Genomic DNA, 19881 nt, shown 5'->3' on the forward strand with positions numbered 1-19881 from the left:
TGTCCTAATCGAGGCGGTCCGCAAGCCAGTTGCGCAGCAGGTGGTTGGCGATCGAGCCGCGGCGGGCGGGCACGATCCCCGGCTCGAGCCCGGCGAAGGCATCGGCGAGCCGCTCGCGGCTGACCCATTGCGCATGCTCGATCTCGACCGGGTCGATGGTGATCTCCTCGCTCAGCGCCTCGCCGCGGCAGCCGAGCATCAGCGAGGCCGGCCAGGGCCAGGGCTGGCTGCTGAGCATCGCGACCCGCCCGACCTCGACCCCGGTCTCCTCCTTCACCTCGCGGCGCACCGCCGCCTCGACCGTCTCGCCGGGCTCGATGAAGCCGGCAAGGCAGGAATACATGCCCTCCGGCCAGCCCGGCGAGCGGCCAAGCAGGCAGGCGTTGCCGCGGGTGATCAGCATGATGACCACCGGGTCGGTGCGCGGGAAATGCTGCCCGCCGCAGGCGCGGCAGACCCGCTGCCAGCCCGCCTGCGTCACCTCCGAGACCTGTCCGCAGCGCGAGCAGAAGCCATGCGTGTCGTGCCAGCCGAGGATCGCCTTGGCGGTGGCCGCCAGTTCGGCATCGCGCGGGTTGAGCGCGACGAGCAACGTGCGCAGCTCGACGAAACGCGCCTCCGAGGGCGCGTCCGGGTGGGTCTGCACGCTCTGGTCGACGAAGCCTTCCTGCTGCGGTGCGTCGGGCTCCCAGGCCGAGATGTCATAGGCCAGCACCACCTCGCCTTCCTCGCGCCCGAGCAGCACCGGCCGCGCCCGCGCCGCGCCGAGCAGCGGGTGGCCCAGCGGCAGGCGCAGGAGCTCGGCGCGCCCCTCGCCGGGCGCCTCGTCGGCGACCAGCGGCTTGCCGCGCCAGAACACCACGCCGCGCGCACCGGGGCGCTGCATCAGCGCCGCGAGACCGGGAATGTCGCCGCGCAGCTCCGCCGCCCGGTCGAGCCCCGATCCGCCGAATGTCACCTCTTCCGCCTGCCGCATGCCGTGCCTCCTGATGGGTGCGCAAGCCATGGCACGCACTGCGGAAAGTGGCAACCGGTGCGCCACGGCGCCCCGCCCCGGCGCGGCGCGGACCCGATCGGCGCAAGGGCGAGGGGCGCTGCCCCTCGCGCTCCCCGGCGTATTTGGAAAGAGAAGAAGCAGGCAGCCTCCCGTTCTTCTCTTTGCAAATACGCACTGGGGCCCCGCCCCGGGCGCCGCAGGCGCGCTGCACAGCGCTGCGGCGGTTGCCGTTTGGTCATCCAGCCGCGCGGAACTCCGCGGGACGGGAGCGTTGCAAGACTGTCTTGAAGCTGCACTATTCCCGGCAGCGATTTCGCATGAAGGAGAGCATGATGCGCACGCGTTCCGAAACCCCGATCAGCCGCCGCAGATTCCTCGCCGGCAGCGCCGCCACCGGCGCGCTGATCGTGCTGCACCCCTATTCCGCCCGCGCCGCGGCCAATCAGGCGCACCTGCGCATCATGGAAACCACCGACCTGCACGTGCACGTCTTCCCCTACGACTACTACGCCGACAAGCCGGTCGACACCGTGGGCCTCGCGCGCACCGCCTCGATCATCGAGAGCATCCGGGCCGAGGCGACCAACACGCTGCTGGTCGACAACGGCGACTTCCTGCAGGGCAACCCGCTGGGCGACTACATCGCCTACGAGCGCGGCATGAAGGACGGCGACATGCACCCCGTCATCACCGCGATGAACACGCTCGGCTACGACGCGGGCACCATCGGCAACCACGAATTCAACTACGGGCTCGGCTTCCTCGAGAAATCCGCTGCGGGCGCGAACTTCCCGATCGTGCTGGCCAACATCGCTAAGACGCAGGGCGCGACCCCGCGCGAGGACGAGACGCTGTTCAAGCCCTACGTGATCCTCGACCGCGAGATCACTGACGGCGCCGGCAACACCCACCCCATTCGCGTCGGCATCATCGGCTTCACCCCGCCGCAGGTGATGAACTGGGACCGCAAGCACCTCGAGGGCAACGTGATGGCCCGCGACATCGTCACCACCGCCGAGGCCTTCGTGCCGCAGATGAAGGAAGAGGGCGCCGAGATCATCATCGCGCTGTCGCATTCCGGCATCGGCGCGGCGCAGCGCGCGGACGGGATGGAGAACGCCTCGGTGCCGCTGGCCGCGGTCGAGGGCATCGACGCGCTGGTGACCGGGCACAGCCACCTCGTCTTCCCCTCCGCCGATTACGACGGGCAGGAGGCGATCGACCTCACCGCCGGCACGATCCATGGCAAGCCCGCGGTCATGGGCGGGTTCTGGGGCTCGCACATGGGGCTCATCGACCTGCTGCTCGAGCGTGACGGCAACGAATGGCGCGTGGTCTCCACCACCTCCGAGGCGCGGCCGATCTACCAGCGCGGCGAGGACCGCTCGATCACCGCGCTGGTCGGGGATGACGAGGAGGTGCTCGCCTCGATCCGCCCCGAGCACGAGGCCACGCTCGACTACGTGCGCCGCGCCGTGGGCGAGACCTCGGCGCCGCTCTATTCCTACTTCGCGCTAGTGGCCGACGATCCCTCGGTGCAGATCGTGTCGATCGCGCAGAGCTGGTACATCGCGCAGATGCTGAAGGGCACCGAGCACGAGGGGCTGCCGATCCTCTCGGCGGCGGCGCCGTTCAAGGCGGGCGGCCGCGGCGGGCCGGAGTATTACACCGACGTGCCGGCGGGCCCGGTGGCGATCAAGAACGTCGCCGACCTCTACCTCTATCCCAACACAGTGCGCGCGGTGAAGGTGACCGGCGCGCAGCTCAAGGGCTGGCTCGAGCGGTCGGCGGGCATGTTCAACCAGATCACGCCCGGCAGCACCGATGCAGCGCTGCTCAACACCGACTTCCCGAGCTACAACTTCGACGTGATCGACGGGGTGACCTACCGGATCGATCTGTCGCAGCCGGCGATGTTCGACCGCGACGGCAACGTGGTGAACGAGGGCACGAACCGGATCGTCGACCTTGCCTTCGACGGCAAACCGGTCGACCCCGCCGCCGAGTTCATCATCGCCACCAACAACTACCGTGCCTCGGGCGGCGGCAGCTTCCCCGGCACCGGCGACACCATCGTCTTCGAGGCGCCGGACACCAACCGCGACGTCATCGTGCGCTACATCGTCGAGCAGGGCACCATCAACCCGAGCGCCGACGGCAACTGGAGCTTCGCGCCGATGGAGGGCACCACGGTTCTCTTCGAGACCGGACCCAAGGCGCGCGACTACCTGCAGAGCGTCGCGCTCGACATCGAGGATGCGGGCGACACCGCCGAGGGCTACGCGCAGTTCCGCATCAAGCTCTGAACCACCGGAGGGGGCGCCTTGCCGCGCTCCCTTTCCATGCCGCCATGCCCTGCCGCTACCTCACCCACCCGCAGATCGTCGTCGACCCGGCGCGCGAGGTGCCGCGCTGGCACCTCAGCGACACGGGCAGGACGAGGGTCGCCGCGCTGGCCGCCAGCGGCGCGCTGCGCGGCACCACGCGGATCGTCTCCTCGGATGAGACCAAGGCGCTCGAGACGGCCCGGCCGCTGGCCGAGGCGCTCGGCCTTTCCGTCGAGGTCCGCCCCGCCCTGCACGAGAACGACCGCAGCGCCACCGGCTTCCTGCCGCCGCCCGAGTTCGAAGCCGTGGCGAGCCGCTTCTTCGCCGAGCCGGAGACTTCCGTGCGCGGTTGGGAGCGCGCCGTCGACGCGCAGGCGCGCATCCTCTCCGAAGTGGCCGCCTGCCTTGACGGGCCCGCGCAGGGCGACGTGCTCTTCGTCGGTCACGGCGGGGTCGGCACGCTGCTCTGGTGCGCGCTCGCCGGCACGCCGATCAGCCGGGCGCATGACCAGGGGCCGGGCGGCGGCAATCACTTCGCCTTCACCTGGACGCCGCGCGCCGTGCTGTCACCCTGGCAGCCGATGGAATCGCTCAGCGCCGGACCACCCCGCCCTCGACCAGCTCGTAATGGCGGATGAGGCGGCTCTCGACCAGGTCCTCCTCGGCCGGATCCACGTAGGGGCGGGAATAGTCCTCGTCGACGAAGGCCTTCAGCGAGGCGAGATCGCGCCAGACCATGATCACCGAGAACTCGCGCGGGCTCTCCGGCCGCGCCGCCCCCGGCAGCACCTCGACGATTCCCTCCGTGCGGCGCAGCAGCGGGATCGCGACATTGTGGAAGAACTCGGCGAATTCCTCTTCCTTGCCCGGCCGGGTCACGACCTGGAAGACGCGCATGATCATCGAACCACCCTCCTGATTTCACGAGGTTTCCGGGGTGTCTGACTGCCTCAAGGGAGCGCATGATAGCATGAAATGACCGTCTCGACATTCCCCGCCGCGACAGGTCACATGGCGCCTCACAGCACCGAGAGACCCGCCATGACCCAGATCCTTCCCTTTGCCGCCGTAATCTTCGACCTCGACGGCACGCTGGTGGACAGCGAGCGCGTGGCGCTCGAGGCCGGGCGGCGCGCCTTCCTGCGCTTCGGCGTCGCCGTCGCGCCGGGCTTTCTCGAGGGGCTGATCGGCCGCGACCGCAACGCCGTCGCCGAGGCCCTGCGCGAGAGCTACGGCGCGCTCGACCAGCCGGCGCTGGTGCAGGCGATCCGCGAGGAGAGCATCGCCCTGCGCGAGGCCGAGGGCCTGCCGCTGAAGCCGGGGGCGGTGCTGCTCGTCGAGGAGATCGCCGCGCTTGGCCTGCCGATGGCGGTCGCCACCAGTTCCGGCGCGGTGGAGGCCGAGCGCAAGCTCACCCTCGCCGGGCTGCGGGCGCATTTCGCCGCGGTCATCGCCTTCGACCACGTGGAGAACCCCAAGCCCGCGCCCGACCCCTACCTGCTGGCGGCCGAGGCACTCGGCCGGGCGCCCGAGACCTGCCTCGCCTTCGAGGACAGCGACACCGGCGCCGCCAGCGCCCGCGCGGCGGGGATGCGGGTGGTGCAGGTGCCCGACATGCTGGCAAGCGACGGGCTGCACGCCCACCACCTCGCCGCCACGCTGATCGAGGGCGCGCTGGCCGCGGGGCTGCCGCTGCGCCTAGATTTTGATCATTCGGTCAAAATGTAGCAGCCACGCCGGGGCGCTTCGCCCGATCAAGCCTTTCCTCCGCCGCTTTTCCGGTCAAGATCGCCGCAACGCGTGAGAAACACGCCGGAAAACATGGCGGGTCTCCCGCCGCAACACGGAGGAAGACCACGATGACCCCCCGCGCCTTCGCGCTGGCCGCAGGCCTCATGGCCGCAGCTGCCGCCGCCCAAGCAGAAACCGCCCTGCCCTTCGCGCTCGACTGGAAATTCGAGGGCCCCGCGGCGCCCTATTTCGTCGCCATCGACAAGGGCTACTTCTCGGAGGCCGGCCTCGCGGTGGAAGTGACCGCCGGCTCGGGCTCGCTCGACGCCATTCCCAAGGTCGCCACCGGCGCCTTCCCCGTGGGCTTTGCCGACATCAACTCGCTGATCAAGTTCCTCGACCAGAACCCCGGCGCGCCGGTCACCGCCGTGATGATGATCTACGACAAGCCGCCCTTCGCCATCATCGGCCGCAAGTCGCTGGGCGTCGAGGCGCCGAAGGATCTCGAGGGCAAGGTGCTGGGCGCGCCGCCGCCCGATGGCGCCTGGGCGCAGTTCCCAATCTTCGCCGCCGAGAACGGGCTCGACACCTCGAAGATCACCATCGAGCCCGTCGGCTTCCCGACCCGCGAGCCGATGCTGGCCGAGGGCAAGGTGGCGGCGATCACCGGCTTCTCCTTCACCTCCTACCTCAACACCGCGCGGCTCGGCGTCGACGAGGCCGACATCTCGACCATCCTGATGGCCGATTACGGCGTCGACCTCTACGGCAACGCGATCATCGTCAACACCGACTGGGCCGCCGCCAACGAGGAGCTGCTGAAGGGTTTCCTCGCCGCCGTCGCCGCGGGCTGGAAGGAGGCCGCCGCCGATCCGGCTGCCGCGGTCGAAAGCCTGATGTCGCGCAACCCCGCCTCGGATGCCGAGCTGGAGACCCGCCGGCTCGAGCTGGCGCTCGACGCCAATGTGATCACCGACTGGACAAAGGCGAACGGCTTCGGCCCGATCGACGACGCGCGCATGGCAAGCTCGCTCGAGCAGATCAAGCTGACCTACGAGTTCCAGCACGAGCCCGACGCGGCGCTCTACTTCACCGGCGCCTACCTGCCCGAGGGCGGCTTCCCGCTCGAGTGACCGCCTGACCACCGACACGCGCAGGGGCGGCCCGCCCGCCCCGCGCGCCATTCAGGGCAAGACATGACGAACCTCATCGAGATCAAGGGCGTGCGCCACGCCTACAAGACCGCGCTTGGCCCGCTGCCGGTGCTGGACGGGCTGGAGCTGTCCGTGCCCGAGGGCGGCTTCGTCGCCGTCGTCGGCCCCTCGGGCTGCGGCAAGTCCACGCTGACCAAGCTGGTCGCCGGGCTGCTGAAGCCCGACGAGGGCGAGGTCTGGCTGCACGGCGAGAAGGTGAAGACCCCGCGCTCGACCGTCGGCATGGCCTTCCAGAACCCGGTGATGCTGGAATGGCGCTCGATCCTCCGGAACGTCATGCTGCCGCTCGAGATCGTGCCCACCAAGCTCAGCCGGAAGCAGCAGGAAGAGCGCGCCCGCTACCTGCTCGCCCTCGTCGGGCTCGAGGGATTCGAGGACAAGCGCCCCTCCGAACTGTCGGGCGGCATGCGCCAGCGCGCTTCGCTCTGCCGGGCGCTGGTGCACAGCCCCGAGGTGCTGATCCTCGACGAGCCCTTCGGCGCGCTCGACGCCTTCACCCGCGAGGACCTCTGGCAGACCCTGCACCAGGTGAAGCAGAAGGAGCCGTTCACCGGCGTGCTGATCACCCATGACCTGCGCGAGTCGATCTACCTCGCCGACCAGGTCGTGGTGCTCTCGGGGCGCCCGGCCCGCACCCAGTTCACCCTCGATACCGGCACCACCGGCGCGCGCGACATCGCGCATCTCTACACGCCCGAGGCCGCCGAGATGCTCGCCACCCTGCGCCACCAGATCGAGATCGCCCAGGGCCGCGCCCCCGCCGAGACGGCGCCCGCCTGATGCGACCTGCCGCTTCTTCTCTTTCCAAATACGCACATCCCGCCGCCGAAACCCGCGCCCCCGCCGGTCAGGCCGCGCAGCGGAGCCAGACATGACCTTCCGCCAGATCGCCGTCCCCTGCCTCGCCATCCTGATCTTCCTCGCGCTCTGGGAGGCGCTGGTCTGGGCCATGGGCTGGCCCAACTACAAGATGGCCTCGCCCTCGGATCTCCTGCCCGCCTACGAGCGCTACTGGAGCCTGTTCCTCACCATGGGCTGGCAGACGCTCTGGCGCACCGTGGTGGGGCTGCTGCTCGCGGTAGTCTTCGGCACCGCGCTCGGCATGGTCATGGGTTTCTCGCGCACCATGCGCGACGCGCTCTACCCGCTGCTGGTGGGGTTCAACGCCATCCCCAAGGCCACCGTCGTGCCGATCGTCGCGCTGATGTTCGTCGGCATGCACGATTTCAACACCGTGCTCATCGCCTTCATGATCTCGTTCTTCCCGATTGCCGTCTCGGTCTCGATCGGGCTCTCGACGCTGGAGCCCGAGTACCGCGACATCCTGCGCTCGCTCGGCGCCAGCCAGTCGACGATCTTCTGGAAGATCGCCCTGCCGAAGACCCTGCCCGAGTTCTTCGGCGCGCTGAAGGTGGCGGTGACGCTGGCCTTCATCGGCACCAACCTCATGGAGATCGTCAGCCCGCACGGCCGCGGCCTCGGCGCGCTCTTCGATTCCGGCAAGACCAACTCGGACTACCCGCTGATGTTCGCGGTGCTCATCGCCTTGGCCTTCCTCGGTATCGTGCTCTACTACGTGGTGGTCGCGCTCGAGAAGATCTTCGCCGGCTGGGCCGAGCGGCCGCAGGGCTGAGCGCGGGGAAAAATCTCTGAACCTCCCCCTTGCGGTCCCCCGGCCCGAGGGCCTATATCCCCCCTCGAGAGGTTGGCGCGGGCAGGCGCCTCGCCAACCCGGTCAGGTCCGGAAGGAAGCAGCCGTAACGAGCCCCGCTTGGGTCGTTGTCCAGCCTCTCACCTCTCCCCCCATTTCCGCAAGATGCACCCGGCGCAGCGATCCGCGCGCCGCCGCGGCTTGAGCGTTCCGCGCCGCGCAAACGAAAAACGCGCCGGGCTGGGCCGGCGCGTCGTCTTGTTTGCTGCGAGGGGAGCGGCTCAGAACAGCCCGGCTTCCTTGGCCAGCAGCGCCGCCTGGGTGCGGTTGGACGCGCCGATCTTGCGGTAGAGCGTCTTCACGTGCAGCTTCACCGTCGGCTCGCGGATGTCGAGATCGCGGGCGATCTCCTTGTTCGACTTACCATGGGTCAGCCCCTCGAGCACCTCGAGTTCACGCGGGGACAGGCGCTCGGCCATGGGATGGCTCGGCGCGGCCTCTTCCTGGCGCATGAAGTCGAGCGGCGCGTATTGCTCGCCCATCGCCATGAAGCGCACGGCGTTGACCAGCGACTTCGCCGACAGCGTCTTGGGCAGGAAGCCCGCGGCGCCAGCCTCGAGCACCTGCTCGGCGACGTCGCGGTTGGCGGTGCCGGAAATGATCGCGACGCGGTGCGATCCCTCCAGCGCGCGCATCTTGTGGAAGCCCTCGAGCGCGTTCATGCCCGGCATCGAGTAGTCGAGCAGCACGAGGTCGAACTGCTCGCCGGACTTCACCAGCGCCTCCGCCTCGGAGTAGCTCGCGACGCAGACGGTCTCGAAAGTCCCTTCCCCTTCAAGGAAGATCTGCAGGGTGTCCCGCAGAAGGTCGTGGTCATCGGCGATCAAAACGCGGAGCACATTGGCCGATCTGGTTACCACCTGCGCCGCCTGCTGTGCGATCATGTTCCGTCTCCCTGCAACCTCCCGGCGAATCGCCGGCCATCATTCTCTAAACAAATAGCAAAATAACCGGCGGATTGCGGTTAAATTATGGACAAAGAAGGGCGTGTGACCACTTTGCACCGCATGCCCTCGCGGCAGGTTGCGCGACTGGTGCGGAAGAACGGGCCAATCTCCGCCACATGCGCCTGTATCGCCCCGCCTGCCCCGCCGAAGCGGCCCCTACGGAAAGGCTGTGCTTTCCGAAAATCCCGCCTATTGAAGCGCCGATTCCACTCCCTACCCGGACGGATAGGGGGTCCTCCGATTGCCCCGATACCGCTTCTGTCGCGCATGTGACAGTATTCGCCCAACCACCAAGGAGTCGTCCAATGTTCCGTCTTCCGCCTCTGCGCGCCGTGATCGCTCTTGCTTTTCTCGCCACGCCCCTGGCGGCGGAAGAGCTCGCGACGCCCGCGGATGACCCCATCCTGGTGGTCAGCGGCGAGATCACCAACACCAATGGCGATGGCACGGCGACCTTCGACTATTCCATGCTCGAAGGCATGGACACGGTGACCTTCACCACCAAGACCATCTGGACCGACGGCGAGCAGACCTTCACCGGCGTCCAACTGAGCGACCTGATGGCGCTGGTGGGCGCGACGGGCGACGAGATCAAGGCGACGGCGATCAACGACTACGCGGTGAACATCCCGCGCGAGGACTGGGTCGACGGCGGCCCGATCGTCGCCTTCCTCAACGACGGTGAGAAAATGCCGGTGCGCAACAAGGGCCCGCTCTGGATCGTCTACCCGTTCGACCAGAAGCCCGAGTACCAGACCGAGCAGATTTATTCCCGCGCTATCTGGCAGTTGGACCGCATCATCGTCCTTGACTAGGCCGCGCGGTTCATGCCCTTGGAGGCATGATCAAGTTGAACTTGCCTGACGACACCACAACCCAAAGCCGCACCACGCTCGTTCAGACCGGGGGGGCGGCTGCGGCGCTTCTGCTTTGCGTCGGGCTCGTCGTCTGGCTTGGCTGGCTCGTCCTGCGCGAGATCGACGACTTCTCCGTCGCCAACTCCGACAACCTGCAGTGGAGCCTCGCGCAGGCCGACGTGGAGTTCCTGCAGTTCCGCCTCTCGATGAAGGAGGCGCAGGACAATCCGGCCGCCATGGAGGACGTGCGCCGCCGGTTCGACATCTTCTACAGCCGCATGGTGACGATGAGCAGCGGGCGGGTGTTCCACGCCCTGCGCGAATCCGTGCAATCCTCGGCGCCGCGCATGCGGGTGCTCGACTTCCTCGAGAACACCGTCCCGCTGATCGACGGACCCGACCAGGAGTTCCTCGCCGAGCTGCCGACACTGCTGGCGCAGTCCGAACAGGTCACCGCCGACGTCCGCGCCTTCTCGCTGGCGGCGCTCTCGGCCTTTGCCGAGGTCTCGGATTCGCGCCGCGAGGGCATCACCGAGCTGATGATCTACATCGCCGCGGTGCTGCTGGCCCTCTTCATCGGCCTGACGCTGCTGGCCTATGCCATGTTCCGCCTCTTCCGGCTGGCGCAGAAGCGCGCCGACGCGCTGCAATTCGCCAGCACCCGGATGAAGACCATCGTGCAGACCTCGCCCAACGCCATCGTGGTGACCGACGAGGTGGGCGTGGTGCGCGAGTTCAACACCGCCGCCGAGGCGCTCTTTGGCTATACCCGCGCCGAGGCCGTGGGGCGGCTGGCGCTGGAGCTGATGGTTCCGGCCGAGACCCTGCCGCGGCACCAGTCCGGCTCGCTCGCCTTCGTCGACGAGCACCGCCGCCCGCGCCCCGAGGAGCGACATTTCGAGATCACGCTGCAGACCCGGAACGCGCATCTCTTCCCCGCCGAGATCTCCGCCGACCGCGCCGAGGCCGACAACGCGCTCTACGTCTTCTACATCCGCGACATCTCGAACTGGAAGGAAGCCGAGGAGCAGCTGACCGAGGCGCGCGACCGCGCGCTGGCCGGCGAGCGCACCAAGTCCGAATTCCTCGCGGTCATGAGCCACGAGATGCGCACCCCGCTCAACGGCCTGCTCGGCGCCATGCAGCTGATGCGCGACCACAGCCTCAGCGCGCGCCAGGGCGATCTTCTCGACCGCATGCAAAGCTCGGGGCGGCTGCTGCTCGAGCTGGTGAACGACGTGCTCGACCTCGCCAAGTTCGAGGCCGGCAAGATGAAGGCCGAAGAGGCGCCCTTCTCGATCAACCGGCTGCTCGACGGGCTCGTCGAGACCGCGCAGCCGCTGGCCCAGACCTACGGCAACGAGCTCAACTGGCGCTGGTGCGGCCCCGAGGGTGACGGCGCCATCGGCGATGCCCGGCGTCTGCGGCAGGTGCTGCTCAACCTCGTCGGCAACGCGCTGAAGTTCACCCGCGACGGCTCGGTCGAGGTCGAGGTCGAATATCTCGACGCGGCCAAGACCGAGGTCGAGTTCCGCGTCATCGACAACGGCATCGGCATTGCCGAGAAGGACCTCACCCGCATCTTCCAGGACTTCGAGACGCTCGATTCCTCCTATGCGCGCGAGGCGGGTGGCACCGGGCTCGGGCTCGGCATCGCGCGGCGCTTCATGCGGCTCATGGGCGGCGAGATCGGCGCCGAGAGCGAACCCGGCGAAGGCAGCCTGTTCTGGATCCGCGTGCGGCTCGCGCCCGCGCCGGATGTCGAGGTCATCGACGAGGAGCCCGGCGACTGCCCCGACAAGCCGCTGCGTCCGCTCGACGTGCTGCTGGTCGAGGACAACGAGATCAACCGCTTCATCGTGCGCGAGATGCTCGAGGGCGAGGGCCACAAGGTCACCATCGCCGAGAACGGGCAGGCCGGGGTCGATTGCGCCGCGCTGCGCCGCTACGACGCGATCCTCATGGACATCTCGATGCCGGTCATGGACGGCACCACCGCCGCGGGCCACATCCGCAGCGGCGACGGCGCCTGCGCCACCGTGCCGATCATCGCGCTGACCGCCCACGCCCTGCCCGAAGAGCGCGACCGCTTCCGCCGGGTCGGCATGAGCGCCTGCCTGACCAAGCCCATCGAGCGGCCGCTGCTGCTGCGCACGCTGGCGCAGGTGATGTCGGGCGAGATCCCGGCGATCCCCGACGAGGCCGAGTTCGCCGAAGCGCCCGCGCCGGCCGCCGCCGGCCCCGCCCCGGCCCCGCTCGGCACCACCGCCCGCCCCGCCCGCGCCACCGAGGCCGCGCCCGAGCTGCTCGACGAGGCCCGCCTGCACGCCTTCCTCACCGAGGTTCCGCGCGCCGCGGCGGGCAAGCTCCTCGAACGGTTCTTCGCCGAGATGGACCGCAACATCGCCGCGCTGGCCGAGACCACGCCCGATGATCCCGACCTTGCGGCGGTCGCGCATCAATGCGCCGGCTCCTGCGGCCCGTTCGGCGTCGAGGCGCTGCGCCGGGCGCTCGGACGGATCGAGACGCAGGTGAAGACCGGCGAGCTGCCCTCCAAGGCAGAGCTCGAGGCGCTGGCCGATCTCTGGCAGCAAAGCCGCCTCGCGCTCGAGGCCCGGCTCGAGGCCGCCTGATCCGCGCAGGCACCGGGCGGGAATCGCCCTGCCCGGCCGCGAGTCGCAGAGCCGCCCTCCGGGGCCCGACCCCGCCCCTCGCCCACTTCCCGCACCAGCTTCGTCACAGTCTTGCCGCGCTCTTCCCGGGCGCGGGGTAGAGCCCCTATCCGACCGGGTAGGTCTCTCCCCGCTTGCCCCATGCCGCACCCCTCCGGCGCGAAGGACAGGATCCCGGAACCACGGGTAAATATTGGACATCGGACGCAAGACGCGCCCCCCGCCAACCCGTTTCTCGATCCTGCCCCGCAGAGAAGGATGCCCGAAGATGCCCCGCTTTTCCGTCGTCATTCCCTGCTTCAACGCCGAGGCCACGATCGCCGAAACCATCGAGAGCCTGCTCGCCCAGACGGAACAGGACTGGGAGGCGCTGATCATCGACGACGGCTCCAGCGACGACACCCGGCTGATCGCCGCCTCGATGGCCGGGATCGACCTGCGCTTCCGCCTGATGAAGAACGAGGGTGTCGGCCCGAGCGCCGCCCGCAACATGGCGCTCACCGAGGCCGATGGCGAGATCATCGCCTTCCTCGACGCGGATGACACCTGGCACCCCGAGAAACTCGCCCGCCTCGACGCCTTCTTCGAGGAAGAGACCGCCGACGCCTGCTTCGGCCGCATCGTCTATTCCGACGGCCGCACCGCCGGCACGCTCTCCGGCCCCTACGAGGGCACGCTGACGCTCGCCCCGCTGCTCAGCGACAACCCGGTCGGCACCATGTCCAACATGGCGATCCGCCTCGAGGCCTTCCTCGCCAGCGGCGGCTTCAACACCGAGATCACCCACAACGGCGACCTCGAGTGGCTGGTCCGGCTGATCGGCGACGGCGCGAAGGTGGTCGGCATCGACGACGTTCTGGTCACCTACCGCTCCTCCGCGGGCGGGCTCTCCTCCGACCTCGGCGCGATGAAGGCCGGCCGCCTGCAGGCGCTGGTCAGCGCCGCGCGCTACGGCATCCACAGCAGCGCCCGCAGCGAGGCCACCCACCTGCGCCTGCTCGCCTCCCGTGCCCTGCGCGCCGGCGCTCCGGGCCTGCGCGCCCTGCGCCTCGGCCTCTCGGGCTGCGCCACGAGCCCGCGCGGCTGGTTCTCGAACCCGGTCCACGGCACCTGTGTGCTGAGCAGCGCGCTCATCGCCTCGGTGCTGCCGCGCCCGCTGCGCAACGCGCTCTTCGCGCGCTGACCCGCGGGGATCAGGACCCATGCCCCGCGCCTCGATCGTCGTCGCCGCCAGCGACGGAACCGCACTGGAGCGGACGCTGCGCAGCCTCTGCGCGCAGACCTATCCCGATTTCGAGATCGTCGTCGTCGATGACGGCCAGGCCGGCGACAGCGCCGCGCTGGCCGAATCCATCGGCGACCTGCGCATCCGCGTCCTGCGCCAGCGCACCCGCGGCCTCGCCGGGGCGCGCAACACCGGCATCGCCGCCGCGCGCGGCTGCTTCATCGGCTTCTGCGACGCGGGCGACAGCTGGGAGCCCACCAAGCTTGCCGAGCACGTCAGCCACCTGCAGGCGCGGCCGGCGGTCGGCCTCAGCTTCTCCGGCTCGCGCACCGTCACCGCGACGGGCCGCCGCGCGCTCCTGTGGCAGATGCCGCGCCAGCGCCGCGTCGGCGCCGCCGAGATCTTCCGGCGCAACCCGGTCGGCGCCGCCTCGAACGCCGTCTTCCGCCGCGGCGCCCTGCTCGCCATGGCCTTCCGCCCGCCGCAAGAGACCGAGCGGGACTGGATCTTCGACGAGACCTTCCGGCAATGCGACGCGCTCGAGCTCTGGCTGCGCTTCGCGCTGGTCACCGACTGGGAGATTGCCGCGATCCCCCGCCCGCTGAGCCTGTGCCTGGTCAACGACGACGCCAGCGCGCAATCGGTCGGCAAGGAGATCGCCGCCTGGGAGCGCATCGTCGCCAAGCTTTCGGCGCAGGACAGGCATTTCTTCGGCCGCCACGGCAAGGTCGCGCGCGCCTACCACCTGCGCCACCTCGCCCGGCTCGCCATCGTCGCGGGCGACGCGCCCAGTGCCGGGCAGCTGCTGCGCGCGGCGCTGGCCTCGTCGCTGCGGCCGCTCCTCGAGGAGCCCCGCGCCACGCTTTCCGTCTGCGCCGCGCTGCTGGTCCTGTCCCTGGCAGGCAGCGCGGCCCTCGATCGCCTTTCGAGCCTGCGCAACAGGTCGGCCTGAGCCGCCCCCGGACATGAGGATCCAGCCAATGCTTCGCATAGCCCATCTTCACGACGCCCAGGCCGCCTGCGACGTGTCCCGCTACCTCGGCTTTCTCGGCGAGAACGCGCTCCTCGGGGCGACCGCCTCGCACCGGGCGGTCGCGGTGCCGCGCTACGCCGCCGGGGCCGCCCGGCTCGCGGCCGACGTGATCGTGTCGCACCTGCCGCTGAGCGTGAAGTCCCTGCCCGGCCTCGCCGCGCTGCGCGCGCGCCATCCCCGCGCGACGCTGGTGCATGTCGAGCACATCCATTGCGAGGGCACCACCGTCACCGCCCGCCACCGCGGACACCGCCGCACCGTGCTGCGGACCGGCTACGCGCTCTTCGACCACGTGATCGCGCTGAGCCCGGCGCAGGCCGACTGGATGCGACGCCACGCGCTTGTCGCCGCCGGGCAGCTGTCGGTGATCCCGACCTTCGCGCAGCTCGACGCCTTCGCCGCGCTGGCCGCGCCCGAGGGTCCGGTGCGCCGCATCGGCGCGATCGGGGCGCTGACCCGCCAGAGCGGTTTCGACATCCTGATCGAGGCCTTCGGCTTCGTCTCCGACCCGGACGCGCGCCTCGACATCTACGGCGACGGACCGTGGCGCGCCGAGCTGCGCGCCATGGCCCGGAGCGACACCCGCGTCAGGCTGCACGGCCGGTCCACGCGCCTCGCCGCGCTGCGCCCCTCGGACGCCATCGCCATGCCGTCGCGCTGGCAGCCGAGCGCGCTTGCCGCGCACGAGGCCCGGGCCGCCGGGCGCCGCCTGCTGCATTCGGGCCGCGACGGGCTCGCCGAGGTGAGCGGACGCGGCAGCGTGATGGTCTCCGACATGTCGGTCGCCGCCTGGAGCCGCGCGCTCAGCGACGTGCTGGCCGAGCCCGCGCCTGCCCCGCGCGCGTCGCTCGAGGCGCCCTGCGAGGCGACGGTGCAGGGCTGGCAGGCGCTGCTCGACCGGCTCGCCAGCCAGCCGCGGAGCAGCAGCTCCACCTTCGCCACGATCTAGCTCAGCCGGCGCAGAGCGCCGCCTGCCGCCGCCCCTGCGCCACCAGCCAGTCGCGCAGCGCGCGGCCCATGGGTTTCTCGAGGCTGGCCCGGTCCCAGGCGAGGCCATAGGGCACCGAGAGCGGCATGCGCAGGTCGAACGGCACCACCAGCCGGCCGCTGGCCAGTTCCTCGTCGATCATCGCCACCTGCCCCAGCACGAATCCCCGCCCCGAGACCGCCGCGTCGATGGCGCTCGACGAAAGCGCGAAGGTCAGTGCCGCGCTTTCCGGCGCAGGTGGCGGCGCCACGCCGCAATGCGCCGCCCAGTCCGCCCAGCCCGGCACCTGGTGGGCGGCAAAGCTTTCCATCCAGACGATCTGCAGCAGCGGGTAGTCGAAGATCTCCTCGGGCCGCGCCAGCACCCGGCCCTGCAGCAGCGCGGGGGCGCAGGCGGGCACGATGCGGTCGGTGAACAGCTCGGTATACTGACCATGCGGTGGCTGGTCGTCGAAGTAGAGCCGGAAGTCGACGTTGTCGCGGGTGAGGTCGGGCTCGATCTCGGTGCCGACCAGCCGCACCGGCGCGCCGGGATTCTCGACGGTCCATTCGAAGAGCCGCGGCCCCAGCCACTTGTTGGTGACCGTCGTCAGCGAGCTGATCACGAAGCCGCGGCTGTTGCGCGCCCGCGCCAGCGCCTCGCCGGCATGGGCAAGCTGGGCGAAGCCCTTGCTCAGCTCGGCGTGGTAGACGCGGCCCCAGCTGGTCAGCTCGAGCTGCCGCCCGCGCCGTTCCAGCAGGGCGACCCCGAGATGCTCCTCGATCCGGCGCACCTGCTGGCTGATCGCCCCCGGAGAGACGCCCAGTTCCTCCGCCGCGCGGCGCACCGAGCCGCAGCGGCCGACGGCTTCAAAGGCCTGCATGGCGCGCAGGTGCGGCAATCCGGGCATGGGGGTCCTTTCACGGCTCGCGCGGAGTGAACCACGCGCCCCGCGGCTTGCCAAGCGGGTGGGCTCAGAGCAGGAAGTCGTCCTGCTCGAGTTCCTCGTCGGAGTGGATCAGCAGCGTCTGCGCCTCGCCCTCGATGTCGAAGCTGAGGCTCGCCGTGCCGTCCTCCTGAGTCAGCGCCGCCATCAGCGCCTCGCCGTCCGCCCACTGATCGAGCGCCGAAAGGTCGATCCGGTCGTCGCCGGCGAAATCGGTGATGGTGACATTGCCCTGCGCCGCGCTCACGCCGAAGGTGTCGTTCCCCGCGCCGCCGGTCAGCGTGTCATCCCCGCCACCGCCCCAGAGCGTGTCGTCGCCGTCGCCGCCCTCGAGCAGCTCGGCCTCCTCGGTGCCCTCGAGCTCGAGATGGGTTCCGCCCGCGTCGTCGAGCCACCAGAGGCTGCCGTCCTGGCTGATGCTGACGCCGCCGATCTCGCCGTGCAGCGCGCTGTCGCCGCTGCCGCCGAGAAGGTTGGTCAGCCGCTCGCTGCCGTTCGGGACCACGCCGTCGCCCTCGGCGACCTGCACGCCATCCTTCTCGACATACATGAAGCCGGTCTCGTCCACGCCCACGGTCCAGGTCGCGGTCTCGCCCTCGATCAGCGCATCCTCGGCGACGATGTAATGGGTGAAGCCGTCCTGGCTGACCGAGAAGACCACGGCATTGCTCGGGCCGAGCTGGCCGAAGGCGATGCGGTCCTCGCCCGCCCCGCCGAACTCGAAGACCTGCTGGCCGCGCGCGTCGGTCAGGTCGTCGAAGCGAAGCTCCGCCTCGAATTCGAAGGCCCCGCCGATCTGCGGCAGGCTGTCGTCGGTCAGCTCGGGAAGCACCGGATCGGCGCCGCCCGCGTGCTCCTCGTCCTCGGCGGGCTCGTAGGGCTGGAGCCCGTCCTCGGGCGTCCAGATTTCGCCCCCTTGCACGAGGCTGACGTCGCTCATCTCGCCCTGCAGCGTGGCCGAGCCCGACCCGCCGAGCAGGTTGACCAGCCGCTCGCTGTCCGTGGGCACGATGCCGTCGCCCTCGGCGACCTGCACCCCGTCCTTCTCGATGTACATGAAGCCCGAGCTGTCGACCCCCACGGTCCAGGTCGCGGTCTCGCCCTCGGTGATCGCATCCTCGGCGACGATGAGCGCGGTGACCCCGTCCTGCACGATCTCGAAGAGCACCGCGTTGCTGGGCCCGAGCTGGCCGAAGGTGATCCGGTCCTCGCCGCTGCCGCCGAACTCGAAGACCCGCTGGTCGCGCGCCCCGGTGATGTCGTCGAAGCGCAACGTGGCCTCGAATTCGAAGGCGCCGTCGATCTGCGGGAGCTCGCCCGAGCTGTCGGGATCGGTCTCGGGATCGGTCGGATCGGCCGGGTCCATGGGATCGGTGGGGTCCGTGGGGTCCGTGGGGTCAACCGGATCCGTGGGGTCGGTCGGGTCGGTCTCCCCGCCGGTCTCCGTGCCGTCCCCTCCGTCCTCGTCAGAGCCCTCCAGCACCCAGGTGCCGCTCTCCTGCCAGACCGACACGTCCGAGATCGCGCCGACCAGCGCCGTCTCGCCGGAGCCGCCGAGCACGTTGACCAGCCGCTCGCTGTCGGTCGGCACGACGCCGTCGCCCTCGGCGACCTGCACCCCGTCCTTCTCGACGTACATGAGGCCGGTCTCGTCGACGCCGACGGTCCAGGTCGCCGTCTCGCCCTCGGTGATCGCGTCCTCGGCGACGATGAACCAGGTCGTCCCGTCCTGCACGATCTCGAAGACCACGGCCGTGCTCGGCCCGAGCTGGCCGAAGGTGATCCGGTCCTCGCCCGCGCCGCCGAACTCGAAGACCTTCTGGCCGCGCGCCGCCGAGAGGTCGTCGAAGCGGATGCTGGCCTCGAACTCGAAAGCGCCGTCGATCTGCGGCAGGTCGCCCGAGATCACCACCGGGTCCGTGGGATCCGTGGGATCGGTCGGGTCGACCGGATCGACGGGATCCACCGGGTCCGTCGGATCGATAGGGTCGACCGGGTCGGTGGGATCGACCGGCGTCTCGGGATCGGTGGTCTCGGCCGCCGGGATGCCCAGGGCCTCGAGCTGCGCCGCCGAGGACACCTCGGAGGAGAGCACGCCGACCAGCGTCAGCGCGACGCCGCCGGGGAAGCTCAGCACCGCGTCGCCGCTGCCGTCGCCGACCGTGTCGCTCACCGTCACGTCGCCCACGTCGACCGGGTTGCCCTCGGCGTCGGTCAGGCCCGAGACGTCCAGCAGGTCGTTGCCCGCGTAGGCGCCTCCGCCCAGGTCGGTCGGCGCCGCGAAGCCCTGCACCGCGTCGAGCCCGCCGCCATCCGACAGCACGAGCGTGTCGACACCCGAGCCGAGGATGATGTGCTCGACCTCGTCGAAGACCAGCGTGCCGGTACCGTCGGTGACACTGCCGTTCTCGGGGTTGATGTCGCCAAGGTCGATCCACAGCGCGTCGGTCACCGCCGAAAGGTCGAGCGTGTCGCCCAGCACCTCGTCGACGCCCTCGGCATCCACCGTGTCGTTGCCGAAATCGTTCTCGATGTGGAAGGTGTCGTCGCCCCAGCCGCCCCAGTAATAGTCGTCGCCGGTGCCGCCCCAGAGCTCGTCATTGGCATAGGAGCCGCGCATCCAGTCGTTGCCGGCACCGCCGATGAGCGTGTCGTTGCCCTCGTTGCCCTCGAGCGTGTCGTCGCCGTCACCGCCGGTGACGTAGTCGTCGCCTTCCTGGCCGTAGAGCGAGTCGCTGCCCGCGCCGCCCTCCAGCCAGTCGTCGCCCTCGTTGCCGGTGATGGAATCGTCGCCGTCGCCGCCGATCACCGTGTCGTTGCCCGCGCCCGCGTAGACGGTGTCGTTGCCCGCGCCGCCCTCCATCACGTCATCCCCGCCGTAGCCGAGAAGCCGGTCGTCGCCCGCGCCGCCGCTGATCGTGTCCGCCGCGTCGCCGCCGCCCAGCGTGTCGTCGCCCGCGCCGCCGGCGAGGATGTTGAAATAGCTCCAGTCGCTGCCCGCGCCGAGCCGCGCGTCGAAGACGTCGGGCGCCGTGGTGTCGCCGACGAGGTAGCTGCCGCCCTCGTGGTTGATGAAGAGCACGAGGTTGTCCTGGTCGAACTCGAGGTCGAACCCCTCGGGCAGCGCCGAGAAATCGAGCGTGTGACCCGCCGAGCTTTCGGAGACCGAGGCCCAGAAGGCCGGGTCGTTCCAGTTCTCAAGCGTCACCGCATAGACCGTCATCGCACACACCCCGAACAAGATTCCCCACGCA

Annotated in this window: 16 protein-coding genes and 1 other RNA gene; 12 read left to right on the top strand and 5 right to left on the bottom strand. The window is 70.0% G+C overall.

What is annotated here, in order from left to right; genetic code table 11:
- Positions 1 to 4 precede the first annotated feature (4 nt).
- Positions 5 to 976 carry an NAD(+) diphosphatase gene (gene nudC, locus PVT71_RS02655; RefSeq protein WP_353472950.1) on the bottom strand — a complete coding sequence of 324 codons (972 nt, stop codon included), beginning with the start codon at positions 974 to 976 and terminating at the stop codon, positions 5 to 7.
- 353 nt (positions 977 to 1329) lie between these two features.
- Between nudC and PVT71_RS02660 the strand changes: the two genes are divergently transcribed.
- Together PVT71_RS02660 and PVT71_RS02665 are read left to right on the top strand one after the other, a co-directional pair.
- Positions 1330 to 3303, top strand: a complete 1974-nt coding sequence (locus PVT71_RS02660; protein ID WP_353472951.1) for a bifunctional 2',3'-cyclic-nucleotide 2'-phosphodiesterase/3'-nucleotidase — start codon at positions 1330 to 1332, stop codon at positions 3301 to 3303.
- 44 nt (positions 3304 to 3347) lie between these two features.
- A complete protein-coding gene (locus PVT71_RS02665; RefSeq protein WP_353472952.1) occupies positions 3348 to 3962 on the top strand; it encodes a histidine phosphatase family protein in 615 nt (204 codons plus the stop codon).
- Here PVT71_RS02665 and PVT71_RS02670 read toward each other — a convergent pair.
- Positions 3916 to 4227 carry an antibiotic biosynthesis monooxygenase gene (locus tag PVT71_RS02670; RefSeq protein ID WP_353472953.1) on the bottom strand — a complete coding sequence of 104 codons (312 nt, stop codon included), beginning with the start codon at positions 4225 to 4227 and terminating at the stop codon, positions 3916 to 3918. The genes PVT71_RS02665 and PVT71_RS02670 overlap by 47 nt on opposite strands.
- Before the next feature lie 138 nt (positions 4228 to 4365).
- Here PVT71_RS02670 and PVT71_RS02675 point away from each other — a divergent pair, with 138 nt between their 5' ends.
- The 5 genes from PVT71_RS02675 (at position 4366) to ffs (ending at position 8066) form a co-directional block, all read left to right on the top strand.
- Positions 4366 to 5052, top strand: a complete 687-nt coding sequence (locus tag PVT71_RS02675) for an HAD family phosphatase (protein WP_353472954.1) — start codon at positions 4366 to 4368, stop codon at positions 5050 to 5052.
- Between the two features lie 131 nt (positions 5053 to 5183).
- Positions 5184 to 6188 (top strand): ABC transporter substrate-binding protein, encoded by a 1005-nt coding sequence (locus PVT71_RS02680; RefSeq protein ID WP_353472955.1) that lies wholly within the window; start codon positions 5184 to 5186, stop codon positions 6186 to 6188.
- Between the two features lie 63 nt (positions 6189 to 6251).
- Positions 6252 to 7049 carry an ABC transporter ATP-binding protein gene (locus PVT71_RS02685; RefSeq protein WP_353472956.1) on the top strand — a complete coding sequence of 266 codons (798 nt, stop codon included), beginning with the start codon at positions 6252 to 6254 and terminating at the stop codon, positions 7047 to 7049.
- 91 nt (positions 7050 to 7140) lie between these two features.
- Positions 7141 to 7902: an ABC transporter permease gene (locus PVT71_RS02690; RefSeq protein WP_353472957.1), complete on the top strand. Its 762-nt coding sequence runs from the start codon at positions 7141 to 7143 to the stop codon at positions 7900 to 7902.
- A 65-nt stretch (positions 7903 to 7967) separates the two neighbouring features.
- An RNA gene (gene ffs, locus PVT71_RS02695) (signal recognition particle sRNA small type) lies at positions 7968 to 8066 on the top strand.
- Positions 8067 to 8201: 135 nt separating this feature from the next.
- On the opposite strand, the gene PVT71_RS02700 is transcribed toward ffs, so the two are convergent.
- The gene (locus PVT71_RS02700) at positions 8202 to 8864 is read right to left on the bottom strand and encodes a response regulator transcription factor (protein WP_353472958.1); all 663 of its coding nucleotides are present in this window, start codon (positions 8862 to 8864) and stop codon (positions 8202 to 8204) included.
- A gap of 368 nt (positions 8865 to 9232) precedes the next feature.
- Here PVT71_RS02700 and PVT71_RS02705 point away from each other — a divergent pair, with 368 nt between their 5' ends.
- The 5 genes from PVT71_RS02705 (at position 9233) to PVT71_RS02725 (ending at position 15663) form a co-directional block, all read left to right on the top strand.
- A complete protein-coding gene (locus PVT71_RS02705; protein WP_353472959.1) occupies positions 9233 to 9742 on the top strand; it encodes an oxidoreductase in 510 nt (169 codons plus the stop codon).
- A gap of 26 nt (positions 9743 to 9768) precedes the next feature.
- Positions 9769 to 12417: an ATP-binding protein gene (locus PVT71_RS02710; protein ID WP_353472960.1), complete on the top strand. Its 2649-nt coding sequence runs from the start codon at positions 9769 to 9771 to the stop codon at positions 12415 to 12417.
- Between the two features lie 307 nt (positions 12418 to 12724).
- Positions 12725 to 13639 (top strand): glycosyltransferase family A protein, encoded by a 915-nt coding sequence (locus PVT71_RS02715; protein WP_353472961.1) that lies wholly within the window; start codon positions 12725 to 12727, stop codon positions 13637 to 13639.
- Between the two features lie 19 nt (positions 13640 to 13658).
- Positions 13659 to 14633 (top strand): glycosyltransferase family 2 protein, encoded by a 975-nt coding sequence (locus PVT71_RS02720; protein WP_353472962.1) that lies wholly within the window; start codon positions 13659 to 13661, stop codon positions 14631 to 14633.
- A gap of 28 nt (positions 14634 to 14661) precedes the next feature.
- Positions 14662 to 15663 carry a glycosyltransferase gene (locus tag PVT71_RS02725; RefSeq protein WP_353472963.1) on the top strand — a complete coding sequence of 334 codons (1002 nt, stop codon included), beginning with the start codon at positions 14662 to 14664 and terminating at the stop codon, positions 15661 to 15663.
- Between the two features lies 1 nt (position 15664).
- Here PVT71_RS02725 and PVT71_RS02730 read toward each other — a convergent pair whose 3' ends face one another.
- The gene (locus tag PVT71_RS02730; protein WP_353472964.1) at positions 15665 to 16591 is read right to left on the bottom strand and encodes a LysR family transcriptional regulator; all 927 of its coding nucleotides are present in this window, start codon (positions 16589 to 16591) and stop codon (positions 15665 to 15667) included.
- A 64-nt stretch (positions 16592 to 16655) separates the two neighbouring features.
- Entirely contained in the window at positions 16656 to 19850 is a 3195-nt protein-coding gene (locus PVT71_RS02735; RefSeq protein WP_353472965.1) for a calcium-binding protein, read from the bottom strand.
- Between the last annotated feature and the right edge of the window lie 31 nt (positions 19851 to 19881).

Source organism: Salipiger sp. H15 (assembly GCF_040409955.1).
Classification (GTDB): domain Bacteria; phylum Pseudomonadota; class Alphaproteobacteria; order Rhodobacterales; family Rhodobacteraceae; genus Salipiger.

Excerpts from the sequence above, each read along its gene's own strand:
- nudC (WP_353472950.1), bottom strand. The coding sequence starts at position 976 with ATGCGGCAGGCGGAAGAGGTGACATTCGGCGGATCGGGGCTCGACCGG.
- PVT71_RS02660 (WP_353472951.1), top strand. The coding sequence starts at position 1,330 with ATGCGCACGCGTTCCGAAACCCCGATCAGCCGCCGCAGATTCCTCGCC.
- PVT71_RS02665 (WP_353472952.1), top strand. The coding sequence starts at position 3,348 with ATGCCCTGCCGCTACCTCACCCACCCGCAGATCGTCGTCGACCCGGCG.
- PVT71_RS02670 (WP_353472953.1), bottom strand. The coding sequence starts at position 4,227 with ATGATCATGCGCGTCTTCCAGGTCGTGACCCGGCCGGGCAAGGAAGAG.
- PVT71_RS02675 (WP_353472954.1), top strand. The coding sequence starts at position 4,366 with ATGACCCAGATCCTTCCCTTTGCCGCCGTAATCTTCGACCTCGACGGC.
- PVT71_RS02680 (WP_353472955.1), top strand. The coding sequence starts at position 5,184 with ATGACCCCCCGCGCCTTCGCGCTGGCCGCAGGCCTCATGGCCGCAGCT.
- PVT71_RS02685 (WP_353472956.1), top strand. The coding sequence starts at position 6,252 with ATGACGAACCTCATCGAGATCAAGGGCGTGCGCCACGCCTACAAGACC.
- PVT71_RS02690 (WP_353472957.1), top strand. The coding sequence starts at position 7,141 with ATGACCTTCCGCCAGATCGCCGTCCCCTGCCTCGCCATCCTGATCTTC.
- PVT71_RS02700 (WP_353472958.1), bottom strand. The coding sequence starts at position 8,864 with ATGATCGCACAGCAGGCGGCGCAGGTGGTAACCAGATCGGCCAATGTG.
- PVT71_RS02705 (WP_353472959.1), top strand. The coding sequence starts at position 9,233 with ATGTTCCGTCTTCCGCCTCTGCGCGCCGTGATCGCTCTTGCTTTTCTC.
- PVT71_RS02710 (WP_353472960.1), top strand. The coding sequence starts at position 9,769 with ATGATCAAGTTGAACTTGCCTGACGACACCACAACCCAAAGCCGCACC.
- PVT71_RS02715 (WP_353472961.1), top strand. The coding sequence starts at position 12,725 with ATGCCCCGCTTTTCCGTCGTCATTCCCTGCTTCAACGCCGAGGCCACG.
- PVT71_RS02720 (WP_353472962.1), top strand. The coding sequence starts at position 13,659 with ATGCCCCGCGCCTCGATCGTCGTCGCCGCCAGCGACGGAACCGCACTG.
- PVT71_RS02725 (WP_353472963.1), top strand. The coding sequence starts at position 14,662 with ATGCTTCGCATAGCCCATCTTCACGACGCCCAGGCCGCCTGCGACGTG.
- PVT71_RS02730 (WP_353472964.1), bottom strand. The coding sequence starts at position 16,591 with ATGCCCGGATTGCCGCACCTGCGCGCCATGCAGGCCTTTGAAGCCGTC.
- PVT71_RS02735 (WP_353472965.1), bottom strand. The coding sequence starts at position 19,850 with ATGACGGTCTATGCGGTGACGCTTGAGAACTGGAACGACCCGGCCTTC.